Annotated in this window: 13 protein-coding genes; 10 read left to right on the top strand and 3 right to left on the bottom strand. The window is 63.7% G+C overall.

Annotated elements, in window-relative coordinates:
* Positions 1-19 precede the first annotated feature (19 nt).
* The 10 genes from EAG14_RS21675 to EAG14_RS21625 all read left to right on the top strand — a co-directional run bounded on the left by EAG14_RS21675 (position 20) and on the right by EAG14_RS21625 (position 8,642).
* Positions 20-1,357: a FliI/YscN family ATPase gene (locus tag EAG14_RS21675; RefSeq protein ID WP_121730111.1), complete on the top strand. Its 1,338-nt coding sequence runs from the start codon at positions 20-22 to the stop codon at positions 1,355-1,357.
* Positions 1,358-1,504: 147 nt separating this feature from the next.
* Positions 1,505-1,987, top strand: coding sequence for a hypothetical protein (locus EAG14_RS21670; protein WP_121730110.1), 483 nt, complete (start codon positions 1,505-1,507; stop codon positions 1,985-1,987).
* Positions 1,988-1,999: 12 nt separating this feature from the next.
* On the top strand, positions 2,000-2,602 hold the full coding sequence (locus EAG14_RS23005) for a hypothetical protein (protein WP_162996064.1): 603 nt from the start codon (positions 2,000-2,002) through the stop codon (positions 2,600-2,602).
* Positions 2,586-3,479 carry a hypothetical protein gene (locus tag EAG14_RS21660; protein ID WP_162996063.1) on the top strand — a complete coding sequence of 298 codons (894 nt, stop codon included), beginning with the start codon at positions 2,586-2,588 and terminating at the stop codon, positions 3,477-3,479. The genes EAG14_RS23005 and EAG14_RS21660 overlap by 17 nt, the downstream gene beginning before the upstream one ends.
* 60 nt (positions 3,480-3,539) lie before the next feature.
* A complete protein-coding gene (gene sctR, locus EAG14_RS21655) occupies positions 3,540-4,187 on the top strand; it encodes a type III secretion system export apparatus subunit SctR (protein ID WP_121730107.1) in 648 nt (215 codons plus the stop codon).
* 45 nt (positions 4,188-4,232) lie between these two features.
* The gene (gene sctS / locus EAG14_RS21650; RefSeq protein ID WP_099742604.1) at positions 4,233-4,505 is read left to right on the top strand and encodes a type III secretion system export apparatus subunit SctS; all 273 of its coding nucleotides are present in this window, start codon (positions 4,233-4,235) and stop codon (positions 4,503-4,505) included.
* 12 nt (positions 4,506-4,517) lie between these two features.
* Complete coding sequence (sctT, locus tag EAG14_RS21645) at positions 4,518-5,315, top strand: type III secretion system export apparatus subunit SctT (RefSeq protein WP_121730106.1); 798 nt, start codon at positions 4,518-4,520, stop codon at positions 5,313-5,315.
* 375 nt (positions 5,316-5,690) lie between these two features.
* Entirely contained in the window at positions 5,691-6,383 is a 693-nt protein-coding gene (locus EAG14_RS21635) for a hypothetical protein (RefSeq protein ID WP_099742606.1), read from the top strand.
* Positions 6,384-6,457: 74 nt separating this feature from the next.
* Positions 6,458-7,921 (top strand): hypothetical protein, encoded by a 1,464-nt coding sequence (locus EAG14_RS21630; protein ID WP_121730104.1) that lies wholly within the window; start codon positions 6,458-6,460, stop codon positions 7,919-7,921.
* A 37-nt stretch (positions 7,922-7,958) separates the two neighbouring features.
* Entirely contained in the window at positions 7,959-8,642 is a 684-nt protein-coding gene (locus tag EAG14_RS21625) for a GNAT family N-acetyltransferase (protein ID WP_162996062.1), read from the top strand.
* Between the two features lie 48 nt (positions 8,643-8,690).
* Here EAG14_RS21625 and EAG14_RS21620 read toward each other — a convergent pair whose 3' ends face one another.
* The 3 genes from EAG14_RS21620 to EAG14_RS21610 all read right to left on the bottom strand — a co-directional run bounded on the left by EAG14_RS21620 (position 8,691) and on the right by EAG14_RS21610 (position 11,676).
* Entirely contained in the window at positions 8,691-9,389 is a 699-nt protein-coding gene (locus EAG14_RS21620; RefSeq protein ID WP_143226016.1) for a DUF6683 family protein, read from the bottom strand.
* 230 nt (positions 9,390-9,619) lie between these two features.
* Positions 9,620-10,351, bottom strand: coding sequence for a hypothetical protein (locus EAG14_RS21615; RefSeq protein WP_143226017.1), 732 nt, complete (start codon positions 10,349-10,351; stop codon positions 9,620-9,622).
* Between the two features lie 581 nt (positions 10,352-10,932).
* Positions 10,933-11,676, bottom strand: a complete 744-nt coding sequence (locus EAG14_RS21610) for an ABC transporter substrate-binding protein (protein WP_121730102.1) — start codon at positions 11,674-11,676, stop codon at positions 10,933-10,935.
* Positions 11,677-11,783 lie beyond the last annotated feature (107 nt).

Here is an 11,783-nt window from a genome sequence, read left to right as displayed (position 1 = left end):
CAACATTGCCCTGGATGCCATGACCCTGGATACCTCCCCCCGCCCATTGCTTGATCCAGCCGTGCTGGCATCCCTCAGGTCGCTGCAGCCCGTGGCTGCGCGCGGACGCGTGGTGCAAGCCTTTGGGACCACTTTGCGAGTGAGCGGTCTGCGGGTTTCCATTGGCCAGCAGTGCCTCATACGCAACCCTGCGCAACTGCATAACCCACCCCTGCGGGCCGAAGTGGTGGGTTTGCGCGAGCACGATGCCATTCTGGTTCCTCTGGGGCACTTGCTCGGAGTGTCCATGGGGGCTGAGGTCGAGGCTTTGGACACTGGCACGTTCGTGCCTGTGGGGGATGCGTTGCTGGGGCGCGTGCTGGACGCATTTGGCAACCCCCTGGATGGGCGGCCCCTTCCTGTGGGCTTGCCGCTGCGCTCGTTTCAGTCAGATCCGCCCAACCCCCTGACCCGGCGTCCGATTGACACCCCGTTCGTGACGGGCGTACGTGCTTTGGATGGACTACTCACGGTAGGTGAGGGCCAGCGACTGGGCGTGTTTGCCATGGCCGGTGGGGGTAAATCAACGTTGCTCGGTATGCTGGCCAAGCTTGCCCAGAGCGATGTCAATGTCATTGCGCTCATTGGCGAACGTGGCCGAGAGGTCAGTGAGTTTTTGGAGGACAGCCTTGGTGCGAAGGGCTTGGAACGTTCGGTGATTGTGGTGTCCACCTCCGATCGCCCTGCCATGGAGCGCTTGCGGGCTGCGCAAACCGCGACGGCCATCGCCGAGCATTTTCGCGAGCAGGGCAAGCGTGTGCTGCTCATGATGGACTCTGTCACGCGGTATGCCCGGGCTCTGCGCGAGATCGGACTGTCCGTCGGAGAGCCCGCCGTGCGGCGGGGCTTTCCGCCCAGCGTGTTTGCCGAGTTACCGCGCCTTTTCGAGCGTGCGGGCAACGATGCGCATGGCTCCATCACCGCTTTTTATACCGTGCTGGCAGAGGATGAAGACGGCTCCGACCCTGTGGCGGAAGAAACCCGCTCTATTTTGGATGGGCACATCGTGCTTTCCCGCCAGCTGGGGCAGGCTGGGCATTACCCGGCGATCGATGTGCTGGCCAGTGCCAGCCGCGTTTTTAACCGCGTGACCGGTCAGCCGCAGCAAGAAGCCGCCCAGCGGGTGCGCTCTCTTATGGCCAAGCACGAAGAGATCCGGTTTTTGCTCCAGGTGGGTGAGTACGCTCCGGGTAGCGACCCTTTGGCCGACGACGCCATCGCGGCGCAGCCCGCACTGCAGGCACTGCTGCGCCAGCGCCCTGACGAAGGCACGGCCTTTCAAGAAACCCTCGCTGCGCTGCAGCAGTTTTTGCACTGAGAACTGCATGACTCTTGCCGTGTCTTCTCCATCCTGCCGACTGCCCTCTTGGGCCCCTGGGCATTCTGGACGGCGGCCTGTGACCCTCACTAGGCCTCTGGCGTGCCCTGCGATCCGATGCTGCGGTGAACACGGGGAGGCCCGTGTATGACTGCGGTGAGCCATGCACAGCAATTGGCTGCAGCCAGGCAGCTGCAGCGCCTGCGTGAGCTGCGGGAGCGCAAAGCCCTGCAGACCTACCAGCGTGCTGAACTGGGCGTGCGCAATGCGCAGCAGTTGGTGCAAGAGCGTGAGGCCCAGATACGGGGGCTACAGGACCAGCGACTGGCCCTGCAGCGCAGCTTGATCGGCGAATACGCCGCCCGCCTGGGCACATTGGCCGCCTACGCCAGTGCGGCGCAAGAAGTCCTGGATGACCAACTTGAGCGCTCTGAGTACGCACTGATCGACGAGGAGGAAGAGTTGTTCAATGCCCAGAACCGGTCCGGTGCTGCCCGCGACGCGTGGCTGCACGCGGTGGCACAGCACCAGGCCTGCACCACGCTGCGGGACGATGCCCGCAAGGGCCTGCGGCGTGAGCAAGAGATGCGACTTGATCGCGAAGACCCACCCATGCGACCAGAACCATGAGGAAACCAGGGCATGAGTGAAATCCGCCAAACCACCTCGTCCAAGGCACGAGAGGTCGCTCCATTGCAGAGTACGCCATCGGCGAACCCATGGGCACAGGCCCCAGTCCAGGCGAGACGTGACTTCGATGCTGCGATCCGACGTGTTCGCGACAGGGGGAATGATGAGCCAGAAGAGGCTGAAACGTCTGAGCACACGCCCGCCGATGCTGGCCTGCCTTTGCCCGGCCTGATGCCGTATTTGCCGCCTTTGGTGGGGCACAGCGGGCAGACCTTGGGGGGCGATTCGGCTGGGCTGGGAGGGCACACTGCCGTCGCACAGCCCGCGCTGCCCACCAGCCCATTGCCGGATGCCATACCTACGGTTTTGCAGACCAGTGTCCTGGGCGTGGGGCAGCCACTGCGCATGCAGGTGCCGCTGGGTGGGGCCGAGGCCGCTACGCTGGCGCTGCGTTTGGCTCAAACCGGCGCGGGCCAATGGCAGTTGCGAGTGGGAGGAGACGCCTCCACCCGGCAACAACTGGCGCCCCACCTGGAACGGCTGCGTGACCGCCTGCGTGAGCGCAGTGCCGGGGGGCTGGAGGATGTCGGCTTTGACGATGACATCGAGTCCTGAGCCCACGGCCATGGCGCGAGATGCCACTCCATCAGCGGTTCTGTATTTCAAGGGACATCTGGGGGCGTCAGTGGCAGGCTTGCTGCTGCCCATGGATGCCTTGGCCCTTGCCCCTGGGCCATTGACGGGGCCGCAACTGATGTTGGAGATGGCCAAGGCCGAGCCTTTGGTCAGTGCCGTTGAGCAGTGGCAGCTAGCGCCCTGGGAGTTGGCACCCGAACCACTGCCTTGCGATGCGTCTGACCCTGCCACCTGGTGCGAGGCTGTGGTGCGCGCGCCTGCGTTGGCTCCTGCAGGCACCAGGCTGAGGTTGCCTTGGTCGGCCTTGCGCACGGCCCCGCCCCCATGGCTACAGGCACCTCATGTGATCTGGCCCCAAGTGGAGGCCGAGGTCTGCATTGACCATTTGCATGGCGATGAACTGGATTGCCTCCCCATCGGCAGTTTGCTTTGGCTCGCCCCCTCATTCGGCACTGACTGGCCCATCACCGCACGCGACCCTCTCCATCGGCTGGCACCGCGCAGCGGTCAATGGAGACGTGGCCAAGTGTCATTGGAGCAGCTCACGCTGGACCCATTGTGTGCCGATACGGGGACGACGCGCGTGCCATGCACGGCGCCGCTGGACGCATCAGAGCAGGCTGATGTCGTGTTGGTAGCCCCTTTGTCTGTACCGCTGGAGCATTGGCTGGGATGGTCACCAACAGCTACGCGGTCGGCTGCGCTGCCATTGCATGCCCAGAACCTGGCAGTGCAGGTGCGCCAAGCCGGAGCCGTGCGCGTCTCGGGCGGCCTCCTGCCGTTAGGCAGAGGCCACGCTTTCAAGGTTGAAGCAGCAGCCTCTCACCCTTTCGAGCCGTCTGGCGAAACCCGCTGAAACCCAACAACAACCCGGGAGAACGGGGTGGCGGCACTGCCGCTGGCCCTCATAGAACGCATGGATCTCACACAATTTACCCCGTCATCGGCACTGATCACGGTGATCGTAGTCTCGCTGGCCCCATTCGTGGGCGTCATGGTGACATCGTTTACCAAAATCATTGTGGTGCTCAGCCTCTTGCGCAATGCCCTTGGGCTGCAACAGGTGCCGCCCAATGTCGTGCTCAACGGCATGGCGTTGGTGCTCACCATCTACGTCATGCTGCCGGTGGGCCTGGACATGGCTGAGCGTGCCCGCAGCGTCTCGAATGTGGGCAGTACCTCCGGCATGCTGGCTGTGGCCGATGCGGCCAAAGAGCCGCTGCGGGATTTCCTGATCAAGCACTCCTCGGCGCACGAACGCGCTTTTTTTCTCAAGACCGCACAGAAAAGCCTCAGCCCAGAACGTGCCGCACAACTGAGCGAACGTGACTTTGTCGTGGTCGTTCCTGCATTCACCGTGAGTGAGTTGTCGGCGGCCTTTCAGATCGGCTTTCTCATCTTCCTGCCCTTTCTCATCATTGACTTGGTCATTGCCAACATCCTCACGGCCATGGGCATGATGATGCTGTCCCCCACCACCATTTCCCTGCCGTTCAAGCTTTTGCTGTTCGTGCTGGTGGATGGTTGGATCAAGCTCACCCATGGTCTCGTGCTGTCTTACTGACCGGTATGAGCACACCGCGCCTCTTCACCTTGCAGCAACAACGCCATGTTTGAAAGCCAGACCATCCAACTCATGTACCAGGCACTGTGGCTGGTGCTGCTGCTCTCCGCTCCCCCTGTGATGGTGGCGGCCTTGGTCGGCCTGCTTGTCGCTTTGGTGCAGGCAGCCACCCAGATTCAGGAACAGACGCTGCAGTACGCACTCAAGTTTTTCGCCATCGTGCTCACCATTTTCATCACGGCCTCATTGCTGGGGGGCACTCTCTATCGGTTCACTGACCGTGTGATGACGGAGTTCCCCGCCCTCGTGAAGAAGTGACGCGCTCAAGCCATGGGAGACACCTTTGCCGCCATCCACAACGTCAGCGAACTCGCCATGCTGGCTGCGCTGGCCAGCGTCCGTTTTGCGATGGCGTTCTTGCTCCTGCCGGTCCTGTCGCAAGACACGGTTCCGCAGCTTGTGCGTGGCGCGGTGTTCCTGGCGTTCGGTGTCGTTACTCTGGCCATGCAGCCCGCCGTCAACGTTCTCGGCTGGAGCGTTTCCCATTGGATCGGCCTGTTCGCCAAGGAAGCCTTTCTCGGCTTGGCCTTGGGCATGCTGCTCGCTGCCGTGCTGTGGGCGTTCGCTGCTGCGGGCGAGATCGTCGATGGCGCCAGTGGGCTGTCGCAGGCGCAGGTGACCGATCCGCTCTCGGGTCGCCAGACGTCACTGTCTGGGGCATTCCTAGGACGGTTGGCGGTCTACGTGTTCATGTTTTCCGGGGGCATGATGCTGTGGATTGGCGTGCTCATGGAGAGCTTCTTGCTCTGGCCCCTCGCGCAGCCAGGACTCGCCGTGCAGCGCGGCGGTGTGGCCTTGTTCGAAAGCGCGTTTGCCCAGTTTGCGGGGCTGAGCTTTATGCTTGCCGCGCCCGCCTTGGTGGTCCTCTATGCGATTGATCTGTCCCTTGGGCTGATGAATCGCTTTGCGCCCCAGCTCAACCTGTATTCGCTGTCCACCTCGCTCAAGAGCGTGGCGGCCGTCATGGTCTGGCTCGCCATGCTCTCCACGCTCGTCAAGACGTTGCTGAACCATCTCGCGGCCCTGTTGCCCACGCTGCTACAAAAGGTCCAGGCATTGGGCGGCTGACGGGCGTGGTGGTTCAGGTGGTTTTGAAGCATTTTGTTGCAATCACCTCCGCAAAACTAGGAGCCTTCCCAATGGCGCCCAGCCGAGCACTTTTCTAAGATGGAGCCCACTGCCAACTTCAACCGTTCACAGACATGGTGACCCCGTCTTCCCTCTCGTTTCTGCCCGGCGCCTCTGGTGCGGCGCTGCGGACCCCTGAAGCGAATCTGCCTGCTTTGGGCGGGACTGACAGTGCCAGCCTGTTTGGCTTCACGGGGTCGCACAGCGAAGCCCGGGTGCTGTCGGTGCCGCCTGCCAGCGGCGAAAGTCCTGCGCAACTCCAAGCGCGCTTCGTCGATTGCCTTTTTACACGCGCCTGAGGCCGCGCTGCGGCCCATGTCGATCCAGATCCCTGACCTTGTCCTGAAAGACCAACCCGACTGGTCTGCTGCGGCTGAAGTGCTCATCGAAGGCTGCGCCTATCTGCCGTCGCCGGAAGAGCGCGTACGCTGGATGGAACGCTTGTGCCTGTCTCTTGGTGATGCGCTGTACCCGGCCTTCCTGCAGGTGCTTTGCCGCATTGGCGAACATGGCAACCCCCAAGCCCAGAAAGTGGTGGCTGACACCCTTGTGCTGGCCTTGCAGAGCGGCCGCATGCCCTCAGGCCGCCATGCGGCCTGGGGTGCGCAGTGGGACCCCGCCAAGCGTGCTACCCGAACCATCGGGCCCATCGAATACCTGTGTGCCTGGTTCACCCAGCCGGATGGACGCGGCACCTTAGGCGCTGTGTCCTTCGATCAGGGTGCGCGTGCACTGGTGGGCCTCGTCTCGCACAGCGATGCCGCCCGTCGCCTCTATTGCGCCCAGCTGCTCAGCATTGCCGAGGACCCGCTCGAAGGCACGTGGTCCCGCAGCAGCCGCCAGGCCCTGCAGGCCATGGCCCGCAGTTGGGCCAGTGCCGATGCGGACCCTCGCCGGGCGGGTACCCAGGCGGTGGAGGCCTTTCTGGCGGCCACTCGGCAAACTGCTGGCAGCCTGGCCACCCCGCCAGCGCCCGGGGGCTGGATCCCGCCAACCTCTTGGCGTTGAGCTTGCGTGTCCAAAGCCAGCCGACTATCTGTTGATTGCTTCGCGGTCATCCTTGGATGGCACCACGCTGCGCCATGACGACCCCGATCCAGCCAGTCACGTCGGTCACAGCGTCGGCCCCCACAGCCTGGGTTGCCCTGGCCGCAGTGGGGGACACCGCCTTTGATTTTCAGCAGGACCAACGTGAGGGGCTCGATGGAGTTCCCGAGGCCGAGGCCCTCACCATCCTGCAGCAACTGCGCGGGCAGTCTCCTGCGGAGCGCAATGCCTTGGTTTCTGCCTTGAGCGAGGGGCAACTGTGTGCGCTGCGTGGCCTAGGCCCTGAAGGGCTCTCCTTCGGGGAGCAAGGCGAACTCTTTGACTTGCTAGCGAGCAGTCTGGACGGACATAACCTGGCGCGTGTCAGCGCCGTCTACTTGCATTCGGCTGCTGCCAGGCTGTGGGGCGATAGCCTTTGCCGACGGGCCAGTGCAGATGCAACGCTGGCATTTTTGAAGACCTGGGCTCCACGCATTGAAGCCGCACCGTCCAGCCTGGAGGTCGCCGCGATGGGTGGGGACACGGTCTCCTCCGCAGTCTCCTTGCTCGCAGCCAAAGCCTTGGCGGGCTTGGCGAACCACACCCGCCAGGTGGATGAGGCGCTGCAACTGCTCGCGCCCCACCCCAGCGAAGCGGGGCGCTTGCCGTCCGTGATCGGCGCGGCCCAGCAAATGCATGTCAGCGTGCCAGCCTGCCCGTGGGGCGGTGTCACCGCCGTCACCTGCGATCCAGAGCCTCTGTTCCGGCTCATCGATGCCAGCGCCTGCGCCACCAGTCCTTGTGCCAAAGCCAGCGTGTTCGAGTGGTCTGCCCAATTGCTCGGCAAGATGGCTGTGGGCCGCAGCGCAGTGCCCGGGCTGGTGGCCCGCCAAGGAGTCAATGCCGCTTTGGCGCAGTCCCTGACCCGCCTGGTTTGCAGCGACACGGCAGGCATTCTGGGGGCGCTGGAAACCCACCATGGTGGCGGGCAAGGCCTGGCCGCCTATGTGCGAGAGATGGTCCACCAGGGCCGTACCAACGAGTTGCGGGTCATGACCGAACAGCTGCGCTGTGGCCACGATGCTTGCGAAGACCCCGTCCGGCATTTCAACCAGCGCGATGCACAGGGGCGATATCGCCACGCGGCTACTCTGGGCTACTACGTGGGTGCGGTGCAAGCCGCCTGCCAGACATTCTCTTCAGAGATGGCGCCGTGGGCCCATCCTCTGGCTGCCATCTTTGCGGGGGGGCTATCGGGTGGCCAAGGCATGGAGGGCAAGCTCTGGCTCTCCGGTGGCGCGGTCCGTGCGCTCCAACGCGTGGCAGCCTCCCCTCCCTTGGCGTTGGGTGCTCCAATCGCTGAACGGATCACCCGTGCGCTGAAGGCAGGCCCTCAGGACGACGCCGTTACCGCACTGGTCTTGCCCCATGCTGCTGAAGGCGGCCCTGTGGAAAAGAAAGAGGCCGCGATCGCCTGCGTTGCAGCCATGCGTCGCGTGATCAATGCCCATGGGCTGTGAGCGACATGCCGTTCACCCAGTCTCTCTGTGCTCTGCGATGACCGATTCGACCCCCTACCTGTACCAGGGCGCGCGGCTGCGTCTTCGCGAATTTGGCTGGCGCGATGTGCATGCGCTGGTCCAGATGCACCGCGATCCGCGTGTGCGTGCCCACCTGGCAGACGACGTTCCGCTCGATGACGCCCGTGTGGCCCACCAGTTTGTGGAGAACATGCAGCAGTTCTACCGCCAGCATGAAGGCACCGGCATCTGGTGCGCTGAGCGTGCCCACCCTCCCGAGGCCGAGGTGCTTGCCGATGCCCTGCGGGCCCACGCCTGTGGCGAGATCGATGCCGTATTTTTGGACGCCTTGGTGCAGCCTCGGTGGTCCTTTTGCGGATGGTTCAGCTTGGTGCACCTCAGCGATGACCTGCACACCTTGGAAATCGGCGCCCGGCTCACCCCTCAGGCTTGGGGTGGAACGCTCGCTCTCGATGGGGGAGAGTGGCTGCTGGAGCACGCCTTTCGCACGTTGGGCCAATCCCATGTCCTGGGCCATTGCAGCCCTACCAATCGCTCCGCAGCCCATTGCTTGCAGGTGCTGGGGTTTCAGCCGCAGGGGCTCGCGCCGTACAACGGGGGGCAAGCCCTGCGCTTTGGCCTGTGCCAAAACGGCTGGGCTGCCTGGCATGCCCAGCCGCGCCGTGAACGCCAGCGCGCTGTGCTGAGCACTGGCCGGTGAGGCCCCGCTGCTGCGCGGGTGGCCGCTGGAGACAAGAAAGCCGTGTATTTACACGATGCGCATGCCCGATGACGTGATGCGCAGGCGACTGGCGTCCACCTTCAAAAATCCCTCGATCATCTGCCTGCCCAGCTGGCGCATCTGAGCCTCCAGCGCTGGGTCGGGCTGCCGCTGCAGTTGCACCTGGGTCGTTGCCATCAGCATGCCCAACATCACCATCACGTCGTACATGCGCTGCTTCTCGGAATCGCTCATGCGGGTGAAATCGCTTTGGCTCGCCAGCGCATGCCTGAACTGATCCGCCATGGGCCTCACGTAGCTGTTGCTCAGGTTGTGGTTGTTGTAGGCCATGTAGGCGCCCGCAAGAAATGAGGCAATCCCGGTGGCCACATCGTTCGTGGGTACCCCCAATTGGCGCGCCACCTGCGGGTAACTGTTGTGCAAATCCAGAAAGCCTTGGCGCATTTGTGGGCGCTGAGAAGGTGGGTAAAAACCGACCAGTGTGTCCAGGCCTGCTGTGCTGTAAGAGCGCGTGAAACGCGTGCGTGCCAGGGCCGTCCTGGGGGCTGTGTTGTACATGCCCCCTCGGCTGGCACGCGCGGCGCGCTGCACTTGCTCGTTGAGGATGTAGTGCCCCGCGCCAATGGACAGGTTCATTGCTCCATCCGCGCTCATCCAGGCGCTGGCCGGAGACATCGTGGAAAACACAACCGCCGCGGCGATACACAGGTGTTTGAAGGCTTTCATGGAGGTGGTGCTGTGAACGCTGGTAATTCAATCAGGGAATGAGGCATTGGCGAACCCGTGCGCTGGCCTCACAGTGCCGCCGCATCGTATCGGGCGTTTGCAATAAAAACGGGCCGCAGAACGGCCCGTTTCCATTGTTGCAACTGGCGATGATTGCCACGGAGTGGCTGGGGCTGGGGCGGGCTGCATGGCCTGCCCCAGCCCGGCCCCCTGCTGCCCTTTACCGCCCCTTACTGCTTGCGCGCCATGCTGCTCATGCCTTCGCCCAGCGACTTCAGCGCCGTGTTGAACGCATCCGTGAGCAGCTTGAACTCCTGGCTCACCGCCTGGAACTCCGCATTCGTCGCCTGCATCTCCTTGGCCTGGTCTTGTTCGCTGCCGCCCGAGTTCTCCTTGAGCTTGTTGGACAGCTCCACCATCTTGGAGGCCTTGTTGCCCATGGCCTCTCCCATGGCCTGTGCAATCGCCTGCAGCCAGCTCTTGGCACCTGTCTTGCCACCGCCGCCGCATTCCTTGCCCATGTCCGAGGTGCCTTCCGTCATCTGGCGGCGCACGCTGTCCACGATTTGCTTGGCAATGTCGTCCACTGCGCTTTGGATGCCCCCACCTGCGGCGTCCGAGATCGCTTCGTCTGCGCCTTCGCTGGGCTTGTGGCAGTCTTGCAGTACTTTCTCGATGGCCTGGCTGATGGCGTCCTGCAGGAATTTGGGCATGCCGTCTTCGCGCTGCAGGGTTTGCGTGGCCTGCTGGGCGCCGCCGCCCATGATGGTGCTGACCAAGTTGGTGGTGGCGTTGAGGATGTTCACGGGCGAGAAGCCTTCCAGTGTCTTGCCCATGTCCGAGCCGCCCAGCAGCCCGCTGACCATGCCGCCCAGGAACTGGGAGCCGATTCCGCCGAGCAAGCCGCCCATGCCGCCACCACCCATCAATGCGGAACCCACTACGCCTACTGCTGCACCCATGTTCAACTCCTTCAATTGGTTTGGCTCTGTGGCCGATTTAGCTGTCTGTCCTTCCCTGGACCCGCAGGACCCGTTGTTGCACTGGGGCCTGGGGCCATTGCGCGGGGCGGCTGCTGCTCGCGGCGACCCTGTGCAATGGACGTGATTGAATCGGCTTTGCCCCACCAAAGCTATACAGGCGATTCCCAGCTAGGAATCGCCCTAGCTGGGAAGAACACCTATGCCGAACCGTTCACAAGGAGCAGGTGTTGAACTGGTTTGCTATCAAATAAATAGCTGCTTGCGCTTTATAAATGCGCCTTAGGGCATGGTTTGACATCTATTTTCACTCGCCCTAGCAGCTTGGGTGTTGGTCTAGAACACCCCACACACATGCCTGTGGTGGCATCCACGTGCCAGCATTCCGGCGTGTGTCTGTCTTCGCCGGGTACCCACAGCTATGGCCCTGCAGCTGACCCAAAGTGCGTGAAGGCAATCTGCGACGGCGGGGGCGCCTCGTCCAGGGCTGGTGTCCGTGGTACGGGGTTGCGCCCGCCGTTGTTGACGGTATGGCGCTGCATGAGGCGGGCTGAGGTGAGCCCTCAGTTTGATTGGGCTTGCGCTCGCGCCACCGAGGCGCCCTGGATGCCGTGGCGCGCCAGGGCTTCGGCCACAAAGCCGCTGGCCTTCATGTCTTCGACAAACTGTGTGAGCGCAGCCTGCGCGGCAGCGCCCCGGCCTTTGTGCGTGCCCATGGCCTGCTGGATGACCATGAAGCGCCCGGGCAACAGGCGCAGGCCGCCCAAGCGCTGGGCATCGGCTTCCAGCTGCTGCTTCACGCCCGCCGCCACATCGTGGCCGTGGGTGAGGAAGGTGTCGACCACGGCGGGCGAGGTGGGAGCGCGCTCGATGGTGGCGTGTTTCAGTTCACGGCTTAGGAACAGGTCATACGCGCTGCCCTTGCCCACCGTCACGGTGCGGCCGCTCTGGTCCACTTCGTCGTTGGTTTGCAGGGGCGAATCGGCCCGCACCAAGTAGCTGCCTTCGATCAGCACATACGGCGCGGTGAACGCAATGCCTTCGCCGCGCAGTGGGTCGATGGCGAAGAAGCCGATGTCGGCCTGCTCGCCGCGCACGGCCTCGACCGACTTGCCTGCGGCGTCAAACACCACCAGCTTCAGCCCCACACCCAGGCGCTGGGCAAAGGCACGGGCCAGGTCAACGGACACGCCCTTGGGCGCACCTTGCGCGTCCACGCCCGCCAGGATGGGGTTGCCCAGGTTGATGGAGGCGCGCAGAACGCCCTGGGGGGCCAGGGCACGGGTGGTTTCGGTAGAAGCGGTCATGGCAGCAATGGATGGGAAAGGTGGCGCGCTGGCGGGCGCGGGGCCGTGGCCAGTGCAATGGCCTGTATTAGCCATCCATCCTAGCGGCACGGCCTGCATGGGCACAG

Source organism: Acidovorax sp. 1608163 (assembly GCF_003669015.1).
In the GTDB taxonomy this organism is placed as follows: domain Bacteria; phylum Pseudomonadota; class Gammaproteobacteria; order Burkholderiales; family Burkholderiaceae_C; genus Acidovorax.
This window is presented reverse-complemented; position numbering and strand designations above follow the sequence as displayed.

What these genes read in the sequence shown, in the direction of transcription:
- sctS (WP_099742604.1), top strand. Translation starts at nt 4,233, where the DNA reads ATGTTTGAAAGCCAGACCATCCAACTCATGTACCAGGCACTGTGGCTG.
- EAG14_RS21660 (WP_162996063.1), top strand. Translation starts at nt 2,586, where the DNA reads ATGACATCGAGTCCTGAGCCCACGGCCATGGCGCGAGATGCCACTCCA.
- EAG14_RS21620 (WP_143226016.1), bottom strand. Translation starts at nt 9,389, where the DNA reads ATGAAAGCCTTCAAACACCTGTGTATCGCCGCGGCGGTTGTGTTTTCC.
- EAG14_RS21670 (WP_121730110.1), top strand. Translation starts at nt 1,505, where the DNA reads ATGACTGCGGTGAGCCATGCACAGCAATTGGCTGCAGCCAGGCAGCTG.
- EAG14_RS21630 (WP_121730104.1), top strand. Translation starts at nt 6,458, where the DNA reads ATGACGACCCCGATCCAGCCAGTCACGTCGGTCACAGCGTCGGCCCCC.
- sctT (WP_121730106.1), top strand. Translation starts at nt 4,518, where the DNA reads ATGGGAGACACCTTTGCCGCCATCCACAACGTCAGCGAACTCGCCATG.
- EAG14_RS23005 (WP_162996064.1), top strand. Translation starts at nt 2,000, where the DNA reads ATGAGTGAAATCCGCCAAACCACCTCGTCCAAGGCACGAGAGGTCGCT.
- EAG14_RS21675 (WP_121730111.1), top strand. Translation starts at nt 20, where the DNA reads ATGACCCTGGATACCTCCCCCCGCCCATTGCTTGATCCAGCCGTGCTG.
- sctR (WP_121730107.1), top strand. Translation starts at nt 3,540, where the DNA reads ATGGATCTCACACAATTTACCCCGTCATCGGCACTGATCACGGTGATC.
- EAG14_RS21635 (WP_099742606.1), top strand. Translation starts at nt 5,691, where the DNA reads ATGTCGATCCAGATCCCTGACCTTGTCCTGAAAGACCAACCCGACTGG.
- EAG14_RS21615 (WP_143226017.1), bottom strand. Translation starts at nt 10,351, where the DNA reads ATGGGTGCAGCAGTAGGCGTAGTGGGTTCCGCATTGATGGGTGGTGGC.
- EAG14_RS21610 (WP_121730102.1), bottom strand. Translation starts at nt 11,676, where the DNA reads ATGACCGCTTCTACCGAAACCACCCGTGCCCTGGCCCCCCAGGGCGTT.
- EAG14_RS21625 (WP_162996062.1), top strand. Translation starts at nt 7,959, where the DNA reads ATGACCGATTCGACCCCCTACCTGTACCAGGGCGCGCGGCTGCGTCTT.